Source organism: Bradyrhizobium sp. LB14.3, assembly GCF_040547985.1.
GTDB lineage: Bacteria > Pseudomonadota > Alphaproteobacteria > Rhizobiales > Xanthobacteraceae > Bradyrhizobium.
On record NZ_JBEPQT010000050.1, the window covers coordinates 1 to 22,102 of the forward strand.

The 22,102-nt window shown below is 58.1% G+C and carries 13 protein-coding genes and 2 pseudogenes; 7 read left to right on the plus strand and 8 right to left on the minus strand.

Annotation, left to right across the window (positions count from 1 at the left end):
• From ABIB00_RS37265 to ABIB00_RS37285, 4 genes and pseudogenes are all read right to left on the minus strand, one after another.
• Positions 1 to 218: pseudogene (locus ABIB00_RS37265) on the minus strand (ABC transporter substrate-binding protein); the annotation flags it as partial.
• Positions 219 to 658: 440 nt separating this feature from the next.
• Positions 659 to 865, minus strand: coding sequence for a hypothetical protein (locus ABIB00_RS37270; RefSeq protein ID WP_247351014.1), 207 nt, complete (start codon positions 863 to 865; stop codon positions 659 to 661).
• 73 nt (positions 866 to 938) lie between these two features.
• Positions 939 to 1,847: pseudogene (locus ABIB00_RS39265) on the minus strand (PAS domain-containing protein); the annotation flags it as partial.
• Positions 1,848 to 1,998: 151 nt separating this feature from the next.
• Positions 1,999 to 2,934 carry a DUF5996 family protein gene (locus ABIB00_RS37285; protein ID WP_247351010.1) on the minus strand — a complete coding sequence of 312 codons (936 nt, stop codon included), beginning with the start codon at positions 2,932 to 2,934 and terminating at the stop codon, positions 1,999 to 2,001.
• Positions 2,935 to 4,309: 1,375 nt separating this feature from the next.
• On the opposite strand from ABIB00_RS37285, the gene ABIB00_RS37290 reads away from it, so the two are divergent.
• A complete protein-coding gene (locus ABIB00_RS37290; protein WP_354107805.1) occupies positions 4,310 to 4,822 on the plus strand; it encodes a septal ring lytic transglycosylase RlpA family protein in 513 nt (170 codons plus the stop codon).
• A 242-nt stretch (positions 4,823 to 5,064) separates the two neighbouring features.
• On the opposite strand, the gene ABIB00_RS37295 is transcribed toward ABIB00_RS37290, so the two are convergent.
• Positions 5,065 to 5,229, minus strand: coding sequence for a hypothetical protein (locus ABIB00_RS37295; protein ID WP_247351007.1), 165 nt, complete (start codon positions 5,227 to 5,229; stop codon positions 5,065 to 5,067).
• 624 nt (positions 5,230 to 5,853) lie between these two features.
• Between ABIB00_RS37295 and ABIB00_RS37300 the strand changes: the two genes are divergently transcribed.
• Together ABIB00_RS37300 and ABIB00_RS37305 are read left to right on the plus strand one after the other, a co-directional pair.
• The gene (locus ABIB00_RS37300) at positions 5,854 to 6,090 is read left to right on the plus strand and encodes a PilZ domain-containing protein (RefSeq protein WP_247351006.1); all 237 of its coding nucleotides are present in this window, start codon (positions 5,854 to 5,856) and stop codon (positions 6,088 to 6,090) included.
• 276 nt (positions 6,091 to 6,366) lie between these two features.
• On the plus strand, positions 6,367 to 6,966 hold the full coding sequence (locus tag ABIB00_RS37305) for a Crp/Fnr family transcriptional regulator (protein ID WP_354107806.1): 600 nt from the start codon (positions 6,367 to 6,369) through the stop codon (positions 6,964 to 6,966).
• Positions 6,967 to 7,623: 657 nt separating this feature from the next.
• Here ABIB00_RS37305 and ABIB00_RS37310 read toward each other — a convergent pair.
• On the minus strand, positions 7,624 to 7,830 hold the full coding sequence (locus tag ABIB00_RS37310) for a hypothetical protein (protein ID WP_247351004.1): 207 nt from the start codon (positions 7,828 to 7,830) through the stop codon (positions 7,624 to 7,626).
• Between the two features lie 1,239 nt (positions 7,831 to 9,069).
• Here ABIB00_RS37310 and ABIB00_RS37315 point away from each other — a divergent pair.
• A complete protein-coding gene (locus ABIB00_RS37315) occupies positions 9,070 to 10,479 on the plus strand; it encodes a patatin-like phospholipase family protein (RefSeq protein ID WP_247351002.1) in 1,410 nt (469 codons plus the stop codon).
• A gap of 48 nt (positions 10,480 to 10,527) precedes the next feature.
• On the opposite strand, the gene ABIB00_RS37320 is transcribed toward ABIB00_RS37315, so the two are convergent.
• On the minus strand, positions 10,528 to 13,878 hold the full coding sequence (locus tag ABIB00_RS37320; protein ID WP_247351001.1) for an adenylate/guanylate cyclase domain-containing protein: 3,351 nt from the start codon (positions 13,876 to 13,878) through the stop codon (positions 10,528 to 10,530).
• 1,619 nt (positions 13,879 to 15,497) lie between these two features.
• On the opposite strand from ABIB00_RS37320, the gene ABIB00_RS37325 reads away from it, so the two are divergent.
• Together ABIB00_RS37325 and ABIB00_RS37330 are read left to right on the plus strand one after the other, a co-directional pair.
• Entirely contained in the window at positions 15,498 to 17,111 is a 1,614-nt protein-coding gene (locus ABIB00_RS37325) for a glycoside hydrolase family 17 protein (protein ID WP_247351000.1), read from the plus strand.
• Positions 17,112 to 17,182: 71 nt separating this feature from the next.
• Positions 17,183 to 17,953: a hypothetical protein gene (locus ABIB00_RS37330; RefSeq protein WP_247350999.1), complete on the plus strand. Its 771-nt coding sequence runs from the start codon at positions 17,183 to 17,185 to the stop codon at positions 17,951 to 17,953.
• Positions 17,954 to 19,794: 1,841 nt separating this feature from the next.
• On the opposite strand, the gene ABIB00_RS37335 is transcribed toward ABIB00_RS37330, so the two are convergent.
• A complete protein-coding gene (locus ABIB00_RS37335; protein ID WP_354107807.1) occupies positions 19,795 to 20,511 on the minus strand; it encodes a hypothetical protein in 717 nt (238 codons plus the stop codon).
• Positions 20,512 to 21,121: 610 nt separating this feature from the next.
• On the opposite strand from ABIB00_RS37335, the gene ABIB00_RS37340 reads away from it, so the two are divergent.
• Positions 21,122 to 21,331, plus strand: a complete 210-nt coding sequence (locus ABIB00_RS37340; RefSeq protein WP_354107808.1) for an H-NS histone family protein — start codon at positions 21,122 to 21,124, stop codon at positions 21,329 to 21,331.
• The last annotated feature ends 771 nt before the right edge of the window (positions 21,332 to 22,102 follow it).

A 22,102-nucleotide genomic window follows, 5' to 3' on the forward strand; every position in this document is an offset into this window, starting at 1 on the left:
GGTTGAGAAAACCGATATTCAATGGCCAGGTTTTTTCCCTCTATCCAACCTAGGCTTCGCAGCGCATCAAGGAACGCAAGCTCGGCTTGATTGAGGGCCTTCCCGCTTCCATCGCCGATGGCGAGGAAGCCGAGACGACGACGTTTACCCTGCCCGTGCGAAGGGCGTGGCGAAATGAACAGCGCTGCAGTTCCTGCAATGAACTCTCGCCGCTTCATTCCATCCTCTTAGCTGTCTGAGGACGACGACCAAACGACTATACCACCTGTTGACCATCGGTGCAGGTCACTTTCTGACCTCGATTGCTAACGCCCTCACTTCTGCTCTGGGTCACAAGCGGCGGTCGGACCCCGAGTGGGACGACTTCCGCTCTACCTCTCGCTCCGGACATGTCGCTGGGCTGTGCCAACTAACGCGATGGGCCGCTTCCGGACTCATGCAACGAATCTATTCGGTTGCGCTGCACCGGAGCGGAGCCGCCGTTCGACCCGAGAGAATGTCCAGCAACATTAACTCGCCTGCCGGGACCGAGCTCTAGTCATCCCAGCGGCTGCTGGCCCAATTTTGCTGAGCGCGTCAACTATTGATCAGACCTGCGACCTCAACGGGTCATTGCGGTCATCACCAGCCGCTGCTGATGTCGGCACCTCGATTTCTCTCAGTGAAGGTTCGTCTGCGATGACTCCAGATGATTGGCGTCGGCCTCGATATGCCATAGACCCGCACTTCCGACGGTCTGGACTTCGATGCGCTCTCCGAGCGTACGCTGGAGGAATTCCTGCGGACCATTGATGTAGTTGTTCACGTTGATCGGCTTGGGATCGAGCGCCTGTCGGCGCGAAAAGGCAAGCAGGCGACTGGTCAACGCCGCGGCTCTCTGCGCGCCTCGTTTCGCATTCGAGCGCCCGATTCAGATTGGCTCCGGGCAACTTGGCGTGCCGTTCAGCTGTTTCCAGATTGCCAATGACGATCATGAGCAGATTGTTAAAGTCGTGCGCGATCCCGCCGCTGAGTTGCCCAACCGCTTCCAGCTTTTGAGATGCGGCGAGTTGCTCCTGAACGTGCTTGAGCTCGTCCGGTCCGTAACGTCGCGCGTGACTTTTGCAAACCCGACGATGTTTCCGGATTCGTCCGTGATACGATCGATGATGACCGACGCCCAAAAGCGGGAGCCATCTTTTCTCAGACGCCACCCTTCCGCTTCAAAGCGTCCGTGCTCTGCCGCCTCAGAAAGCGCACGTGTTGGCACACCAAGCTCGATGTCCTCGGGAGTATAAAAAGCGCTGAAATGCCGACCGACGATCTCCGGCGGCGCGTATCCCTTAATACGCTCCGCTCCGGGATTCCAGGTTGTCACGTTGCCGAACGGATCGAGCTGAAAGATCGCGTAATCGACCACGGCCTCGATCAGCTGGCGGTAGCGCCGCTCACTATTGAGAAGCTCTTGGTGGGCTTGTTGCCGCTCGGTGATGTCTCGTGTGACCTTGCCCGATCAGTTCACCGCCTTCATTTCGGATCGCATCGACGATCACCGATGCCCAGAAACGACCGCCATCCTTGCGAACTCTCCAGCCCTCGGCGCTGAAACGGCCTGTTTGCGCGGCGACGCTCAAGGCCCGCTGCGGCAGCCCTTTGGCGCGATCTTCCGGCGTATAGAAGGAAGCAAACGATTTTCCGATGATTTCGTCGGGTGTGTAACCCTTCAACCGCAGCGCACCAGAGTTCCAGCTGCGCACCGTGCCGTCGACGTCGATCATGTAGATGGCATCGTCCACGATTCCGCCGATAAGCAGTTGAAGTCGCGCAGTATCTCCGATCCCGTCAAGTTTTGACTGAGGGCTTTGCAAAAGCGGGCTCCGATTGGGGAACACCAGTCAACCGTGCTGATAATGTATAGTTCCGCGAACTCGCAGCCCTGTGGCAGAGACCCGGGCGGTTCAGAAGGCCGACATGGCGACCAAGCTGTTCAAGCACCTCGTCGGCGCGCCGTCGGGCCGCTTAGCTTAATGGTCGCGGTCGGCGGGGTAAGCCGGTGAGACAATCGAGGGCCATACGATCCCAATGACCGAGGTCGGCTGCAGCGCGATAGGTGCTCTCCAGGAAGGCCGTCAGCGCTACTTCTGGGTCAGCCGATTGTCTGACGACATCGTAAGGCAGAAGAAATTCCCCGAGCTTCGGGTCGAAGTACGCCCCATCGGGCATCACCTTAGCCTCCGCAAAATCTGCAGGAGCGGGATAGGCATAGGAATAAAAGGCCGCAAAATCCGTGCTGCCGCCGCCCGGCCAAAAACCCGCCGACGAGACTTCATGACTGTATGCTTCTTGGGTCACCTCGTCCGGCAAAGCCGGAATGCCACCCGGATGTAGGGGCGCGCGGCGTCCGGAGAAGCGCGTGACCGCTAGATCAAAGCTGCCCCAAAAGAGATGAACCGGACTAGCCTTTCCGATGAAGCCGGTTCGAAATCGGGTGAACACATTGTTGGCGAGCACCAGCGCCTCGAAGAACCTTGTCACGGCTGCAGCATCGTAGGGCCTGGTTTGCCGATCATCGCGAAAGGGGATGGGCGCTGACACCTCGCTGGGTCGGTCGTGAAGCTCCGGCGTGCCCCCAATTCCCCGAACGAGTTCGAGGAAATGTACATAGAAGTCAGCCACGGACATTGGTCCTAACGGAAGCTCAGCTCTCCGTCCGTCTGCTGCTTCTCCGATGACGACATGTTTCCGGAGATCAAGGGTGATCTCAGTGCCGGCCCCGTCCGGTACCAGCGAAGTCGTCAAGCCGCGTGTATTGACGTACAGGGTCGCATGCCAGGAATGGTTGAGCCAAGGCGCTCGTGCAAGTCGGTACTTACCCACGATCTGCGAATAGATATGGAGCGCGGAACATGTCTCGCGCCACTGCTCGAACGGGATGTATGGCCAGTTTGCGTTCACAGTGCTTCCTCCAACTAAGCTTCATCCGGTCGGTCACACAGCACCGAAATGATATGAGGCGAGGTCTCTTCGCTGCTCAAGGCCAGACGAAGAAACGCGAATAGGGCCGGTCTCCCATTGTGACGCCATATTGCGCCACGTCGCACCGAAGACCCTTGTGGCGCCAAGCGATCATGCGCCAAATTCCCATTGTCGGCTTTGGTCAGGCTTGGAACCAAGAGTTGGCTCGCGAGCCTATTCCGGTTTGTCACTAAATCAAGACACGGCGACCTTTGGCGGGCGAATCTTGCTAATCGTATACGCAAGACGCACCCTTGCCGGGGAGAACCGTCCTTCTCGAGCATCCAACGGTTGGATTCACACGGCCGCCGTGCGACGCGGGAGCAGGCGACAACCTGCTCTGACCAGGCTGTGTCGTACAGCCGCAAGTGGCTGCCGCTGGCGGCGACGACCATAGTCGGATCGAGCATGGCGTTCCTCGACGGAGCGCGATCAAGGATGAGCTTGATGCTAGATGAAGCCTCGCTGCCCTTTCAGACAAGTCGTAGATGTTTGCGCGCGAAAGAAGCGTAACGACCGCGGTTTCCAACCGTAGCTTTGGTCGACGCGCACAAAAATACGAGCCATTGTAATGAGGTTCGGCGGAGCGGTGATCCTCTGACCCTTGATAATTGGGGATTATCGAGGCAGATGCGCTCCACGCGCGCGAGCTCGTCGATATCGTGCTGATGTGGGCCTCATCCGGCCGATCAGACTCCCGTGGCGGGGCGTCCGTCAAGAGCGGCTCGCTCAGTTGAGCCCCCACGGAGCTTCCTGATGATCTCCCGCAGATCGCACAGGTACTCCTCGACTACGCGTTTGGCCTCCATGCGCGAAGGCTTGCCCACGCTCAAACTCGGCTGTTCACGCAGTCAAGATTGCAGCTCATCGCTCAAGAAGTCACGCTAGCCGTCGTTTGATTGCTCGAATGACGCCGTTGAACGTTCCAACCCGGCGCAAGCCGTAACGCTTACGGACATTTTCCGTAAACCTCAGCCTTCGCACGAAGTTCGAAGAGGACATCAAAAAAAAATCGCAAACGCTCTGGTTGCACGCGTCAAGCCGAATCGCGAGGAGCAGACCTGGCGGGATCGCCTGCACGCACACGCGGTGTCGACGCTCACTTCGCCAGAGAGCTCTAGAACTGCTCGCCAATTAACGTGATGCGTTGCAGCGGGCTGTCTGCTTGCTGCACTGCGTCCACGCTGCGCCGTGCAACACATCCTCAACTATCGGTATGCTATCACCTCTCGGCACAGGATTCCCGCACATGCCCGGAACGCGCCTCAGGAGTTTGCATTGTTCTTGTGTCTTGTGATCTTTAGTAAGGTCGATCATGCGTCTGTTTTCTGGAATGATCGTGATTGCAACAGTCTGCGCTTGGACGGGGCTTCACCCGACCCCTGCTGTCGGGCAAACATTCAATGACAGATGGTCCATCATTCCAAAGGCTCACGTGGAGCCCGCTCCTGAAGGACTCGATCAGATAAAGAAGGATGAGCCGCAAGCGCAACCTCCGAACAGACAAGAGCCCTTGAATGATCGTTCGGGCATTCAATCTTTCAACCGAGTCTTTTCCGGAAAAGCCTCCTACTATTCGTATTCCAAAGGCAAGACAGCGAGCGGTTCATCGTTTGATCGGAATCAACTAACCGCGGCGCACCGCCGTCTGCCGTTCGGCACGAGAGTCCGAGTCCTTGATCTTGAGACGAATAATTCGGTGGTGGTTCGGATCACCGACCGCGGACCATGGGTTCGTGGCCGCGTCCTCGACCTCTCGCTCGCCGCCGCGCGCACCTTGGGGATTACGGATCGTGGCGTGGCTCAGGTTCGTGCTGAGGTGTTGTAGCAGTCGTCCATCGAGTTGCGAAAATAAGCAACCCCGCCCCTTACATCAGCGGTCCGCCTTTGGGTCTGAACCTGCCGTGCCTCTAAGAAACCCTGACGCTATTGCGGTCATCGTGACCGCCCTCCAGCTAACTCACGGCGACGAAGCTGCACGAGGCATGGTGGTCGGCGGCATGAGCCTGGCCGCGCTGATAGAGGCGATGTTCTCCGTACCGGTCGGGCAACGCGATGCCGTTGGCGGCTCTACGGCGCAGGCGACCCCTGCCCGGCCTGCAACGATGCGGCGCCCGAATTGATGCCGCTGCCGCCCGGATTGGAAAACAGCATCACCAGCATCGAAGTCATGCGCCCGCTGTTGAGGAACCCCGCAGCGGCGCCGGAAGCCGTGAAGCTACGACGTGTACTCATAAACGTCGGCCTACCAACGCAAAGCGGAAGTCTCCCATCTTGGCCGTGATCGGCGGCTTGTGATGCACAACGGACTCCGGCCACCTGCGCGAGAAACTGTGCGGGTATGGGCACTCTGCGGTCCGGAGCAGTCTAGGGTGCGCCAATATAGCGTGCCGTCCAGCGTTTTGATGTATCGTCCGAGTTAACCGGCGGAGATAGGAGCATGCGATATTCTTTGGTCATCGCGATGTTGCTTGCGTCGACGCTTTTCACGATCTCGCGCAAGCGCGCAAAGTAGCGCGGTCTCAGCAACCCGCATCGACCCCGTCCGGTCCCCGTCGGCGGCCGCAGAGACTGACAAGTGCCCCGCGGGATCGAGATAAATAACCGACGGCTGTATGAGCTATCTTAAGCGCCGCTTGCACTGGTGCAGCCATTTTGCATTCGTCATAGACCATCCGCTGTCGATTTAATTCGATTTAATTGCATCTTTGGTGTAACAGTCTTTGTTGTAGTTTAATTCAAGGCGCTAAGATTGAATCGGGTCCCGAGATTCTAGCGAACTCTTTTTTGATCGCCGTAGGTGCCCGACGACAATCGATTTGCGCTCTGCGGGGCGAACCCTTTACTCGGAGAAAAATTATGGAGCAGAACAGTTCTCATTCGACACGCATCCCAAAGTCCGGCTCAATCAGCTTCGGCCGCTCGAAAGCAAATTGCTTGATTCGCAGCATCTCTGAATACGGTGCCGCCCTTGATGTTGCAGGAGATGAAAAGATTCCGGACGAATTCGCGCTGACTGTCATTCCGGACGGTGGCCCACGTCGCTGTTCAGTCGTCTGGCGTAAAGAAAAACGTATCGCCGTCGCATTCTATTGATGCGCCACCAACTCATGCGGATGCAGGTGGAAGATCTTGGGGCAAAGCGCTGACTTTTGTGAGAGGTAGCCTCGCATCAAGATTGAAATCCGCAATGCGCATCTCGAGAAACAGTAGTTTACTGGGTCATTGTGGCGCGTCAGGAGGGATCACGGGCGGCTTGAGAGACCTAGCAGATCGACTAAATCCGCATGCTGAGCCGCTACGAGGATCGCTTGCCAAATGATATTGCGGCAACGCCTGCTGCCCTGACGGGGCAAGCCCAGCAGCTGCATCGTGGTGATCGACGGCTTTCTAGCTCGGCAAAGAGTGGTGAATGATCGAAATCAGATCTTCTCGTTCTACCTGGCTGGGGACATGCCCGACTTGCCTACCCTGCATTTGCCGATCGCGGATTGTGATCTTTGCAGCATAGGCAATTCGACGATAGCCGCTGTGCCCCATTCATCTCTCAGAGAGATGATGACCGACTCTCTCGGACTTACACACGCTTTTTGGCGCGAAACGCTGATACAGGCTGCCATCTATCGCGAATGGGTTGAGAATCTCGGAGCCCGCCAAGCCTTAGGTCGACTCGCGCATCTTCTTTGCGAGCTTACCACTCGCATGGAATTCGTCGGGCTGGCGGACAACGGCAGCTTCCGGATTCCGCTCACCCAGCAAGGTGTTGCCGATGCATGTGGGCTTTCAGTAGTTCACGTGAACAGGACCATCCAGGAACTCAGGGCTTTGGGCCTCAGCGAATGGGAAAACCACACCGTTACTCTGCTCCGCGCACAGAAACTGCAAGCTGTAGCCGAGTTCAGCCCTGAATATCTGCATCAGCTAAACCCAAGTGGAGGATCAAAGATCACCAAAGCTGGCTTCGGGTTATAGTAACGTCCGAGCAAATACTGACTTAGCGCCGGATGCCGGCTAGCGGATAAAAACAACTCTGCAGCTCGGGCCGGTCATGAATCGTGGCTTGATCGAGGTATTCTGACGGACGCCGAGCGCAAGGTTGGCGCCACGTAAGCTGCCGGTCCGAATAATCCGCAGCTCCTGCCCTTTTTTGTCGCAATCCGACTGGCAGACCACGACTGCTTTCAAAAGGGACAGCCGGTATCTTGCTCCGCGTTCGTCAGCTCTCCACTTAATGCAATTTCCCGGCTTCATTGTTGACGAGCTTGAGCGACTGCGGGCCGCGATGTGCTGCGGCTCGCGGGCGCGTGTTTCAAAGCCGTGCGGCTGTTTACGCGCAACGGCCACAACTGTACCGACCGATACCCCTAAATCTCCACTCGCGCTGAAGCACCGCGAGCAGCAATTCGTCATCGCGAGCAACGCTACGTTCGAACGTGGTTGTAGTGGCCAGACCATGCTAGTCGGCCCGCCTGCGCTGGCGAATACGCGGCCCGACCGTTTGTCGAAAAGCCAGCCGTGGCTTCCCAATCCGCGAACCAAGGGGAGTAGTGGACAAGCACGACGATCGGTGGCCCGACCGCTCGTTTCCGCTCTAGCGGGCCGCCGCCTAAGTCGGCGGCCTTCGGCTTGTTACGAGCAGGCTGCTCCGGACATTTTTTGACGGGGGGTGCAGGTGGTCATCATCCTTTTCTGCGCGGCCGCGCCCTTCGCTGGTTGCGCCACCGGCGCCTTGGATTTTGCCGCACCGCTAGCGGGCGGCATGGTTTGCGCCTTTACTTCCAACGAAAACGAAACAAAGAGAGAAGCAACAGCAATGATCGCCAGCGCACTCTTCATCTTACCCTCCGTTTGGTTTGGCAGTGAGGCGTTAAACTAAGGAGCGCGACGGCCGGCATTCAAACGAGTACAGGTTGGCCACCCGTTCGACGCTCGCATCTAGACGAGCCTAACGTTGTTCCTTCTTACAGGCTGAGCTATCCGCTGTTTGAGTCGCGCTCGGCTGTCGGCGCTGCGCTGGCACTGAGTTTCCAATTCTGTCGTTCAGTTTTTTGTAAATCCGAATACGCGGCGCGCTCCGCACATCCAATAAATATCAATATAACGAATCAAATAAACTGGCGATATATTTTTCTGATTTTTGCCTTTACAAATCAAATCTAGAGAATTTAACTTCAGAACCGACAGAAGCCCTGACTGTTTTCCTGGCGCTAGTCGCCGCGGCCCCGTCAACAGAGGGTTCACCGCCTACCAGCTGGTTTAGCCGAGCTCCGAACCCAGAGCTGACGATACGGGCGAGTATCGGGTTTGTCACACTGCATCACCAAGAGCTTCAATGATAGTGGTGATGAGACCGGACAAGCAAACGGCGCTGTCAGATAGGCGCAAGCCATTCTTGGTGGTGTTCGCGGCCTCTGTGTTAATTACCTCATCACTCAGCGCAGAGACAGCAAACGGATAATATTGGGGTCGAGTGGCTGAAGCCATTTGCCTGCTCATCCGGCTCGGCAAAACAGAACGGGCAGCTCTGTATACACAATGTCGTTCCGGGCCAGCGCTGTGGTCCCACAGGCCTCTGCTCGGCCATTCACCGGGCCGTTGTGCAACACCGTGTACGGCCAATCTCGGAATGGCACCTATCGCATCTTGGTGGAATAAAAACACTATTGCATGACGCGGGATCGGCGCGGTCGAACTCAGGCTGCCGCAGTCCGATCAATTTTGGCAGGTTTGACGGCCGCTCGGCCAGAACTCATCCTGAGGCAAGTTCGAGCTCTTTTTACGCTCCCCATGAACCGCAACGGGGCGCGCCGCGCCCGTATCACGCCCTCACCGCTGCCAGCAGCGGTTTCATTCCGACGATGTTCAGCACGCGTGTCAGATTGTGACCGCGCGCGATACGCAAGCCCGCGCCCTCAGCGGAGGTGCGTTAGTGCGATGCGCAGGTCCGAGAAAGCGTCGAATGTCGACGTCAACTGCGCTTTCCAATGATCCCGAAAACGATTAATCTCTTTCTCTTCACGGAATTCAGAAACTTGATCGGAGAATAAGCCACAAGTAAATTAGATGGAGGAACCAATGGTGAAGAGAGCGATTACGCTCGGCGGCGGCGGACCGGCAGCAGGGCTACACATCGGGGTTCTGAAAGCGCTTGCAGATGACGGCAAGACGTTCGACGATGAGTCTGATGTGTGGGCGTTGTCCTGTATCGGCGCTTGGGTTGGCATCGTCCACAATCAATTCAATGAAGAAAGAATCAAAAAAGAAAACAAAAGCAGAGCCGAACTGACCTATGAATTCTTCAGGGACGGCGTGTTTCGGGACGATGAAGGCTATAAGCGTTTCCCCATAAACACCGTATTCGGGGCGGATTGGAACGCCAACATCAAGGCCTTCCAGGACTTCGTCACCGATCCCAAAAGTTACAGTGATTTCCGATGGCAACCGTACAAGATGATGGAACAGATCCAGGGCACCATGTCCGCTTGGTTCAACCGTCTGCCTCGTGGTGAAGAACCCTTCAAGGAATGGCGCGAAGGAGACATCAACAACTGGATACTCAATGAGGTGCTCGCACCTAATCCATTCGTCCGATACCTCACCTCTCTGATGTACTTGTCCAAAGTCAACGGCCTGTCCAGGATCAACTATCCGGATAGCGAGTTTATGAAGAGCATAAACTTCGGCGAGCTGAAAAAGGACCGAATGCCACACATCTATCACAACGCCTGGAATCTCGACGAACAGAAGCTGGCGTTGTTTTCCAATCGTCGGATGAAGGAGGACGAGAAAAAGCAGTACAAGGGAGCTATCGACTCACGCAGCCTGTGTGCGTGTTCGTCTCTTCCCTTCGTCGAAGGGACGGTTGAGATCGACCAAGTTACATATTGCGAAGGGGCGTTAGTCGATACTGTGAACTTCGATAGCTTGCTCGAGGAGCACCCCGATTTGGAAGAAATCTGGGTGAGCCGGATCGTCGATGCGAAGCAAATCCGCAGGCCGGAAAATCTTCACGATGCGCTAGCAAATCTCTGCCAACTGTTTGCGGCAACGGTCGGCGAGGATGACGTCAAGCTTTTCAAATATCACGTCAAAGAGGCGCACACACTCGACAGAGCAGCCGAAGCCGGGATACTCGAGAAAGCAGTCGAGTGCGGGATGCTCGACAAGCCAGCCGCGGACGGCAAGAACGGGAAAAAACCTTGGAGAGGCGTAGTCATCGAGATTCACGTGCCGGGGCACATCAATTTCAAATGGAATCACAGCAATCTCGAAAATTCGATAACGCTGGGATACGCCGCCGCCAAACAAGCAATCGACGCATTTAACAAAGCGGAAAACGAGATTAAGGCGAATATTAAAGACGGCAAGCTGCTCAAGCCCATTTTCATAAACGAGAATCCACAGCACGACGCGAATTGGTTAGATCTGCGAGATCGTACTTATGCGGCTCTAAAGAAGGCGGCTAGTGGCGCCAAGCCAAAGTAAGCAGATCGCGTTGCGATTTAAATGTGGGCATGCGTTGTCCCGGTTTGATTACCGCAGCCCATCGAGAAGCACCTTTGCCTCCTTTAGATCATGCGTTTCGAAGCCTTCGGTGAAGCTGCCATAAACCGGTGCGAGGAAATTGAGCGCTTCCTCGCGTCTGCCCTGATCGATCCACAGCGAGGCACGGTCCATTGCGGCTCGAAGTTCAAGCGTCTTGGCGTGTTGGCTTCTTGCCGTATTTATTGCCTGCTCGAGCAGTGCCTGCGCTTCGGCTTCGACGTCTGGTCCACCGCGGAGGACCAGCACCCGCGCCTTCAGCCGATACAATTCGGCCTCCAAAATTCGTTCGCTATTTCGGCTCGTTGTAGCGAGGCCGTGCTCGATCAATTCCAGCGCCGCCTCGTAGTCGTGACCAATCAACAATGGCGGACACAAAAGCACGTAGAGCGCGGTGATGGCCAGCTGATAACCCGCGCTGTGATATTCGTCCAACGCGGCACGGATCTCCCCGAGTGCGCTGGGTGAAGGTTCGAGCGACGCCACGCATATGCCCCGAATAGCGCGCGCCAAGCGCCATTGCCGGAATCCATGCTCCTCCGACAGGGCGATACAGCGTTCGGCATGACCTTGCGCAGTCAGGAACTCGCCGCGAAGGGCGTGAAGAATGCATGCATAGTAACAAGCATACGCCTGCGAATGCGGATGACTGATGGCGTCGGCACGCTGAATGGCGACGTTCACTCGCGTGAGTGCCGTATCAGCGTGGCCGAGCAGCCAGAGCGCCCACGACATCAACGCCAGGTCAGCCACGCCGGCATCCTGGCCGGCCACACGTGCCGCCAGCCTATCCTCCTCGCTGCTCGCCTCAAAGGCATCGTAGGCCCGTTCGATCGCTTCATGGGCACCGGTCAGACGTCCCATGAAAAGGCGGATCATCCCCTGCCCGCGCATCGCATTGAGCAACGTCGGTCGATCGTCGCGCGTTTCGGCGAGTTGGAGCAGGGCGGCGATCGTTTCCTCAGCCACCGGCAACTCACCGCGCATTACGCTCGCGGTGGTCAACCAGAACATCACCTGGAGTTGCTCGGGAGGGTCTCCAAGGCGCTCGCACAGCTCACGCGCGCGGGCAAAGGTTGCCATCGCCTTGTTCGAGGCTGGTCCTTGAGTAGCGATCAGGCAGGGCCCAAGAGCGAATTGGAAGTCAAGTTCCAACCTGTCCTTTCGCGCGCTGTCGGGCAGATGGCCTGAGGCCTCGATACCTCGTTGCAAGTGCGCGATGGCCTCCAGGTTGGCCGAGCGCATAGCGGCCTTCTTGCCGGCGCGCAGCCAATATGCCTCCGCCTTTTGGAACAGCCCGGCCTCCTTCAGATGGTGCGCGAGAGTTTCGGGTTGATTCTCCACAATTTCCGGGAACCGTTGCTCGAAGGCGTCTGCGATCGTGGCATGCAGCGCTGCGCGTCGGCTCTTCAGCAGTCCCGAATAGGCAGCATCCCGCACAAGCGCGTGCTTGAAGGTATAGACCGCCTGGGGTATCTCGCCCCGGCAGAATATCAACTCCGACCGAACCAGCTGCGCAAGCGCCTCCTCAAGTCTCTCTTTTGGCAACCCGGCTACGGTGCTCAGCAGTTCGTAGGAGAACTCGCGACCCACCACAGCGCCGATCTGAGCCACCTCCCTCACCGGAGCCAATCGATCGAGCCTCGCCATCAGCGATGCGTGCAAACTTGTCGGAATCGCCATCGGGGGTAGAGGACGGTTGAGGATGTAGTGATCGCCCTGCTCATGTAATAGCCCGGTTTCGAGCACAGTCTTTGTCAGTTCCTCCACGAATAGGGGCACGCCATCGGTGCGGGCGAGGATCTGCTCCATTACCTCTTCCGGGAGCGTCTTGCCGGCGGTGACGCGCTCGATTAGCGCCGCCCCGTTGCGTCGGTTCAGCCGCGTGAGCGAGATCGTGGTCACATGCGCATGACCTGGCCAGGGCGGCGTGAACTCTGGCCTCGCGGTGATGAGCAGCAGCACCCGAAGCCGCGGTAGCTGTTCCAAGGTCATCGTGAGCAGCTCCAGCGACGTCGGATCTGCCCAATGGACATCCTCCACAATGACGAACACGGGCTGTCGCTCCGCCAAGAGATTGAGCTGAGTCAAAAGCGCCGCCAATGTCATCTCCTTGCGCTTCTGCGGGCTCAGCTCTGGAATGCGGTAGCGCTCACTTGGTGGTAGCGACAGAAGGTTGGCCAGAGGTAGCAACACGCGGTCGGCATCAGCCCGCACGAGCAGAGCCTCGAGCTTAGCGAACTTCTCTGCGGGCGGGTCGCCCCGCTCGAACCGGGCAGCGCGTTCAAGCTGGCGGGTGAAAGGATACAGCGCACTGTTGGTGTGGTGCGCCGAGCAGAACTGGCGCACCGTGATATGCGGTTCGGCCTCGAGCCGCTCCTCAAGCGCCAGCGCAATGTGCGACTTGCCGATACCGGGCTCTCCGATGAGCATCACCGCGCAACCTTCGCCACGCCTGGCGTGCTGCCAGCGACGCAAGAGCATCTCGATTTCCTCGTCACGCCCAATTGGCGGCGCCAATCGGGTTTTGTGCTGAGCCTCGAAGCGGCTTTCCACTTCGGTTGTTCCCAGGACCTGCCAGGCTGGCATTGGCTCCGCCCATCCTTTAAGCGCGACAGGGCCGAGATTGCGGAGTTCGAAATGCCCATCAGTGAGCCGGTGCGTACTTTCGGAAATCAGCACGGTACCGGGATTGGCGAAGGTCTGCAGGCGCGCAGCCAAGTTCGGCGTCTCGCCAATGACCGTCTGCTCTTGAGCTGAACCTTCGCCGGTCAAATCGCCCACGACCACCATACCGGTAGCGATGCCAACGCGAACCTGCAGCTCGGTGGCGGGGTCTGTCCGGAGGCTAGCTACGGCATCGACCAGCGCCAGCCCTGCGCGTGTCGCCTGTTCGGCATCATCCTCGTGCGCCTGGGGATAGCCGAAATAGGCGAGCACGCCATCTCCCATGTACCGCGCGATAACGCCCTCATTCCGGGCAACAACCTCTGCGATGCAGCCGTGATAGGTGCCCATTACGGCCCGCAGGTCCTCCAGATCAAGGCGGGCCGAAAGTGCCGACGAGCCGACCAAATCGCAAAACATGACTGTAAGCTGACGCCGCCCGGCGGGGTCCGCCGACGCCGGCTTAGCGCCCACTTGAGGCTTTCGCGGGACCTCTCCCTGAAGTTCTACGATCGCGCGCAGCATCTTGCGGCGATGCCCAAGCAGGACGCCCAAATCTTTTAGATCCTGCTCCGTGAGATCTCGAACGACCGAGAGGTCGATGGCGTTTTCGCGGAATCGCTCGGCGTACTCGCCCAAACCGATCGATGCTAGCCACTCTGCAATACCGGTCATGGTATACCTATGGCTTATACGATGAGAATAGCACATTAGAGAGGCTTGCGAAGGCACATCTGTCGACCGAAGCGCCGATCACCGGACTTCTTCCCAATGTAACATAGTGGCCCAGGCGAAAAGTGAACGCCGCCAAGCGCGATGTCTGTTAAGGGTCATTGCGGTCCTTGCGCAACGCGCCGCTGACGTCCGATAAGCGCTCTTAACGGACTCCACGCTATTCGGCTCTCGGCCGTTCCGGATGGCAGAAGCCGCAATCGAGGCGGCTGCCCTGCGCAGCTAAGCCTTCGACGCGCAGCTGCTGCGTTTTGTAGCGAGCCTGCACATAGCTGGCAAACTCCTCCCAAAAATAGTTGACGCCGCGGCCAGGACGGTCCGGGCCGCAAGGTCCTTCGCCATTGCGACAACGCTCGCAAATTTATGCCGCAGGTCACGACGCTTAAGGCCGCCCTTGAGGCGCTTCCGCTCAAACCACGCCTGATCCTGACCACGCCGCCGCCTCGAACGGACGCGAGCAACACTGCGCCGATTTCAGACTACACGGAACGCAAGGCACTCGATGCCGCGATCGGAGCCACGAACCGTGATCGATAGCTTTGGCTGCCGCGTCTTCAGCCTCCCTACGAGTGGGAGAATTGCCGGTCCGATACCTGTGCTCGCTCAGCTTCGCGGCCTAGGCCGGTAAGGCTGCACCATCACCGATCATGGTCGGGGACCCATTCCTCCGCGGTTGAGTCCCAATGATGGGTGTCGTCGAAGTGTTTCCAGAGTGGCCGCCTTGACTTGCTTTCACCCTTCTGTCGGTTTGCATTCAGTGCGCGGAGTTGAACGACGAGCGTCCCAGCCATCGTCACCCATTCGCGAGCGTTATATCGGGAGTTCCATTTGATTGCGGTGTGCATCGGATGCCTCCTTCAAAGTAAGAAGCCTTCGCCACATTAGCCCGGGCCAAGAATACAGGGATGTAAACTACTTCACAGTCGGTCAACATCTTCGACATAGCCGCGGGCGATCTTACTGCGCGGTGACCGCAACTACTTCGCTCAATATTCCGGCGCCCGGCATTGGTCATGTTGCCGCGCGATCAAAACGCACGCGACGAAACGTAGCATCGTACTTTGTGCGCGAACGTACGTCCTTTCGACAGAGTGCATTCATCGTTGGTGGGCGTGCGTCGCTAGAGGCCAGCGTATGCTTGAGCTTTGGAACAGACCGGTACGACACCCTGGCCTCGGCGGAGGCGCTTGCCACGGTCCTCGTCATTGTCCCGGTGGCTGCCGGCGCTATTATGCTGGCGGAAAGTCGGCGGATAAGCGGACGTGGTCAGATCGGGCCGGCACGTCTAGACGGGCCAATAGGCGACGTTCGTTAGCCGGCACGGCGACCGTCAGAGAAAGGCCACTCTGCTGCCGTTCCCCGAAGGCTATCTCGGGAGATGGCGAAGATTATTTCTACCTGCCCTGCCCTGCGGTAGCCTTAAGGCCTTCGTGGATGTTGACTCGCCTCTTGCGGCACGGACGATCTGGCAGCAGCTTTCACAGTCAAGTAGGTACCGGCGGACGATGATTTCTGTTGTTGTCGGGTCACGACAGCATGCCTTTTGACCGACGATCTCTACGTTGGAGGGTCAAACTATTTCGCTTCGCACGCCTCTGGCGCTTCTCATCATATCCCTAGGTGCGATCGCCGCGGCGTGGTGGTGGCTGGCCATACCGATCAACTTGGCGCGCGCACCGATCGATCCGAATGCCAAACTGCAATGCATATCCTACGCGCCCTTCCGCAACAACCAAACGTCAGAGTCGCCGACACCAGTGCCGCGGGACCAGATCGCGGAAGATCTCGCCCAGCTTGCCAAAATAACCGACTGTATCCGCACCTATGCGACTGATCTCGGTCTCGATCAGATCCCCGAATTTGCGTCCAAGGTGGGGCTGAAAGTCATTCAGGGAATTTGGCTCGATAGGGACCGACAGAAGAACGCGGCACAGATATTGACGGGCATACGCCTCGCCCAGCAATATCCGGAAACCATCACCGCACTCGTTGTGGGCAACGAGGTTCTGTTGCATCGGAAGATGACGCCTTCCGACCTTGCTGCCTTAATCCGCTCGGTCAGGGCACAAGTGACGGTCCCCGTCACCTATTCCGACGTCTGGGAGTACTGGCTGCGCTATCGGGAACTCGATGACGCCGTCGACTTCGTCACCGTTCATATCCTGCCATATTGGGAAAACGTCCCGGTCCCGGCGAAATCTGCCGCTGCTCACGTCGACGCCGTCCGAGAGCAGGTGGCGTCGGCGTTTCCGGGCAAGGAAATCCTGATCGGAGAAACAGGTTGGCCGAGCGAAGGGCGGATGCGCGGTTCGGCGCTACCGTCGCGCACCAATCAGGCGCGGGTGATCTCGGAGGTTCTCGATCTTGCCCGGCGCGAGAATTTCCGCGTCAACCTGTTCGAGGCGTATGATGAATTGTGGAAGCATGAGTTCGAGGGCACCGTCGGCGGATCGTGGGGCTTATTTGATTCCGCGCAGCGCACGCTGAAATATCCGCCCGGCATCCCTGTCAGCAATTATCCGCTCTGGAAACTGCAAATGAGCAGCGGAATGGCGCTGGCGATCCTGGTGTTCGGCGCTGCATGGCTGACCTCGCGCCGGAAGCTCTCGCAGCCCCGGCTCGTCTCATGGTTTGCGGTCGGAATATCGGCAACCACCGCCGGAGTCCTGTTTGGGGGGGCCGCTCAAAAGGTGTTCTATGAAAGCTACGACGCGGGCAGCTGGCTTCTGTGGGGCGCACTTCTGGTGGCGGCAACTGCCTCGCCGCTGTTCGGCGCCAACGCCCTGATGTCAGGGCGCGCACCGCCCACATTTCTGGAATTGCTGGGTCCGAAGGACTACCGCACCTCATCGGTGCTGGCGATCATGCACGGATGGATCTTGATCGTAACCATCGTGATCGGCACGGAGACCGCGCTGGGCTTCATGTTTGACCCGCGCGAAAAGGATTTTCCTTTTGCGGCCCTCACTATGGCGGCGGTCCCTTTTGCGGCTATGACACAGCTCAATGGCCCCAAGAAAGGAATCCGCCCCATGGCGGAAGCGATATTTGCCGGCGTATTCTTGGTGGCAGCCATCTATGCGGCGCTTAGCGAAGGGCCGGACAATTGGCAGTCGCTGTGGACTTGTGCTGCCTATATATTGCTTGCGGTTACGCTGTGGCGGGCGCGCGCTTGAGTCTTCCCCTTCGGGCCAATACCAGACGTCAGTCGATCACCTGGTCTGCACGGCTGAGCAGCATTGGTGGAATGATGACACCGAGTGCTTTGGCGCTGGCGACGCTGTCCGCTCAAACCATTGAGAAGCTCGCGAAACTGCTGCCGGCGGCAGCTTCGCTCGGAAACCCGGTTGACGTCGCCGGCGGCACGGATGCGGATCCTTCCGTCTTCGCCGCCTGCGCGAAGGCACTGCTTGAGGACACGAATGTGGATGGGGTTCTCATCACCGGACGTTTTGGCGGGTATGGCGTTAGATTTGCCGCCGCATTGTCGCAGATCGAACTGGTAGCGACGGAAGTCATTGGCGAACTGGCAAAGCAGAGCGCCAAGCCCGTGCTGATTCACAGCCTTTACGCCGCCCTGCAGGGAAGCGAAATGCCGCGACCGCTTTCGCACTCGAAAATGCGCAAAGAGAACATGTGCCGCTCAAGCCTGTTTGGGGCTAGAGTCGCTCCGAGCTCGCGAGCGGATGTCGTGTGCACGGTCGCGCGCCTGACAGCCGCCATGTTTGCAAACCGCAAACCTGGCTGGATCGAACGATCGCAAGTTGACGAAAACGAATTCGAAATTGCGCGAGCCCGGCCGAACATTGCTACAAAATGCGTGCACGTCATTCGCAACCCTCGTCTGCCAATGCAGAGCAGAGAGCGTCACCGCAAAATCAATTCACGCAAATTGCTAGCGCTCGCTCGGACGGCGATAGGCCGCCAGCGACAATCCCTGCCAAGTTACGCAAAAGAACTAGCGGTTCCCCCTGCCCATTGTGGCCGGTGCTTGACCGTCCACGTTGGCAATTATTGATTCTGCAATATTCGCGGCTTCAGAAGCGACAACCGTGATCAAGAAGCGCCACGATCATCCCCTCCTGATCAAATCAAATCTATTTAGATTAAAGCGCCAGTCCATTTTTTATTTATTCGTCAAATTTAATGATTAATGCATCGAAATCAAAAACAAAGAGGCTCTTGCGCCCCTCCTTGCGAGGCGACAACGGAATTTTACGGCTTGTCTCCCAGATGCACTCGGTCCGCATGGATCGACAGTCGCAGGGAGCCAGCTGGAGCCAAACTCAGCCTGTCTGCGAAGACGAGGCATGAAAGCAACAGTCTCGCAACACGTTGCGCCAACCTGTGATTATTAACTTGCGCATCCGACGCGATCCGGGCCCGCCGTGAAGCGGCGAACTTGGCTTTCAATGTGATGCTGGTCATCCTCATCGGGTCAGCTTGTCGCCCGGGCGCACGTTCCAGAGCTTGAGACCATCGCGGAACTCAATGGTGGTGCGCTCTAAGAGCCAGGCGCGTAGCCAGACCGCTGACGCAACCCAACTGCTGGGTTATGGCTCGGTAGCCGGCGCACGTGCCCTGGAGGGCGGCGAGAAGAGTCCTCGGTTGGGATTTCTGACATTGCGATGCTCGCGCACGAAGCTTCGCTTCTCGTGTTGCTGCCCGCGCACGTTTCTCGTTCGCTTTACCGCGCAACAGGTTCCCCGCGAGCAAGCATTCGAAATCGATGTGAAGCTTAAACCGAACCAGTTCCCGGTCAGCTTACCAAGGGAACCAAATTGACCGCCGTTAAACGATAAATTTGATTATTGCATATAATCATGATGACTCCATCTCAAAATTGAAAAATATGTTTGGGGAGAACATGGGAGGTTGAAATGGAAGCTGCCCGCCGCCTTCGTGCAATGGCGCTGCTTTGCCGACAGACTGCCGCACTCCAACCTGAGAGAAGCTGGAAACTGCTTGCAGAGGCAGAGTACTGGGAGCATCTGGCGGCTGCGGCTTCAGCTCATTGAGCTTCGGTCGAGTGTCCTTTGTCTTTCGCTTTTCGTCGACTTCTTACTTCAAGTCATTTTCTGAGGCATGTGATGTCGAGTACGCGTCCGATTTTCTCTAGTGCTGTTCTGAGCGAACGGCACCAGGCGCTTCTGGAGGAGCTTAGACAGGTGGAGAAGCTTCGACGTAAGCTCCGACATGTAGAAGCAAGAACAATCGGCAGAAGACGGCGTACCAAAGCGAGCGGCGGAGCAAGAGCCGTTTAGAGACCCGGCGGTCCGAAGGTTGACCCGCGTTGGCTCACTCGCGCGATTCGATGGACGGATTGCCCGCGTTCCTCGCATCTGCCACTATTTTGAAAGAGGACTGGCGCCTTCATCCCCGCAGTAGCGAGGCTCGGCGACGACGTCGCTGCGACGTGTCGGCAACCAGACGGGCCGGGGTGCCCCACAACGCTCGAACTAACTCGGCGACGAGACCGGCCGTCTATTCGGGACCGCGCATTAGCTCCGACTTTCATTCGACGTTGCACTTCGGAACACGGCAACAAGTCGATCGCCTTCCCAAAGCTCAACGTCGTGCTCGTCATGCATTTGCTCGGCTCGGCGTCTCGCCGCTTGCTCGTCAATGCAGTCGAGCTTTGCAGCGCAGATCACTTGCCGGCTGCCGTCCACCACGAACACTTTGTACCGCATGATGCAGGCCCATCCAAAGGGCGACCATCATCGTAGTCGAATGTCCGTCTAAGGCAGTGCCAAATTAAGTGCGGCGTACGGAACCTTTGTACGTGTGGCAGTTCCGCTATACTGGTCCCTGGAATCCCATCGATCGCGCGGCGGCAGTACCTCGTATCTCGCTACCTCAGTGGCGTAATCTCACCGCGTACCGAAGCGTGCGGCTCGAGCTTAAGAGCGAGAGGCCGCCAAGCGTCATCAGCAGCACACCAAACCAGGCCGTCCAGCTGCGGGCTTCGTCGCGCGTCTCTGCAGTGCGCACGCGCAGCGGTATAACTTGAGGTGGGTCGGCGGACGCGGCGGGGAGAAGCTGCCCAACGTCGACTCGGCTGGGCATGGAGTGTTCGGGCGTGAGCTGGTTGCTGGGAAGATCGACAATGGGGACCGCCGACATCAGGGTGAGGCCCGTGAAGAGATCGGAAGCGGCATCAGCTACCTTCATTCCAGGTACAGGCGGCTGAGATTGCTCGGGCGGTGCGGAGCGCAGCAACTCCGCGCGCGCATCAACGACCGCGCGCCGCCTGGTCTGCGTGGTCCCGTTTTCGTCCAAACTGGCGCTGCGGTCTTTGGCCATGCGAGCCCGAATGGGCTTCTTCACCGTCGCGACGCCCTCGGCCAGGAACCAGCATTTGCGGTGACCGTCCGTTCGGTAGACCCAATGCTGTCCGCCGGTGGTCGAGGTACCGGGACGCGGCACGCATTCGGCTTGCGGCGGAGAGGTTACCGTGGGTTGGGACGTAGCAGTATTGAAGAAGTCGGCAAGCGAATTGGAAGACGCAGGCGCTGCCCAAAAACCTCCAACAAGGACTAGGCTGGCGAAGTACAATCGCAAATGACCGGACATCGAAAACTCCCGGGTTCGCCCCACCCCCGCTCGAGCCTCAGCGGCGACAACGGCTCCCATGCGGCTTAAATCGGGCAGCGCGACGAATTAATTGTACTCTTGGCCGCCTGATTAATATGCCGGCCCAGTACTCCGGGGTTGCAACACGAGGCAGCGCGATCGATTCATCGAGCCACCTGAGTTGCGCCGGGCCTCGCTGCCGCCCGCGATCCGCGCCGCCGCCGCCCGGTCGATCGCCATCGTTGCGCTGGTCCCCGAACACGAAATCGCTTCTCGCCGAGGGGTGAGTTTGTGGATGTCACGATACGTGGATACCCCTCGCAGCAATTAAATACTCCGCCACGATATTACCACTGTTGCGCCATTCTGCCCTCCCATTTAAACGTGGATTGCACGATCATTATTTAATTGACGGCTTGTCTGCTCCCGGATTCCCGACTCGTCTGCGTGGGCCTTCTGCCCAAGATTCGGATGGAGCCATGACCACCGCGCATTTCAATTCGCTCTCCGTTGACGAGCTCTGGATATTTCACCAAGAGGTCGCCGCCAAACTCACTCAGAAAATGTTGGTGCAAAAGCACATCTGGAGGAAAGGCTTCACAGGATCGGACTGGCCAATGAGGCCACACGGCTCAATCGTAAGCGCCGCCGTCCATACCCGCCCGTCCGTCCCAAATATCGCAATCCGAAGAACCCAGCGGAGACATGGTCGGGTCGCGGCAGGCTACCTCGATGGCTGCGGCCGAAGCTTCGAGGCGGCCGAGATTTGGACGATTTCCTGATCGAGCGGGCTTCAGCCCAAAAGCGGCAGACAAATTGAGCGCCGATTGCGGTTTGAAATGGGAATGCTGACGCCGGCTGTTACCCCCTGAGGCTCTGAACTTTTCACATCATCGTTCAAATGCGGCTCATAACCATGCTTGGAGGAATCGCCATAGCGAGCGCGCTGGCGATCTGGCTGATGGTTCTCGCTGAATCGCTCGGAGGGCCCGCGGCGCGGTGAAGACATCCACAAGACTCTCAAGCGCGCGATGGCCCGCGTCTAGTCGTGGTGCCCTCTGAAGTGCCGCCTAACCGCATTCCACGCTCGAAGGACTGGAAGGGGGAGGACGACGAAAGAACTCTGATTGCAACCGGCGTCATCCCGCGCCGCAGAAATGGTGGGTCGTGATCGTCCGATCGACGGGCCATCGTGTTGATCGTCACCAGAGACGGAGTTCCTGCTCGCCGAGCAGGTGCCGTTCTGCGCGAGGGCAGGACAACTACAACGAACAGAACGTTCACCAGTAGTCATATTTTCCCACAATGAGAAGGAAAGTACGCACGAGAACGACCGTCGTTTGATCTAAAATCTGCCGAGGTTACTCGTGCCTCATACCCGGCACGCAGCCAGCAACACTGCGTTCGCGGACGGAGCCGCTTCACCGCAGCCAGCACATTGGCATCCCCCGAGGCCGTTGGGCCCCGAGCGCTTCGCGAGCGTCTAGGATCGCTCGCAGCCTAGGGTCTGTTGGGATTCAGGATTCTCATCGGGGCTTGGTTGTGATTCAAGCTTGGGATGGACCGATTCGTTTTGACTGACGCCCAATGG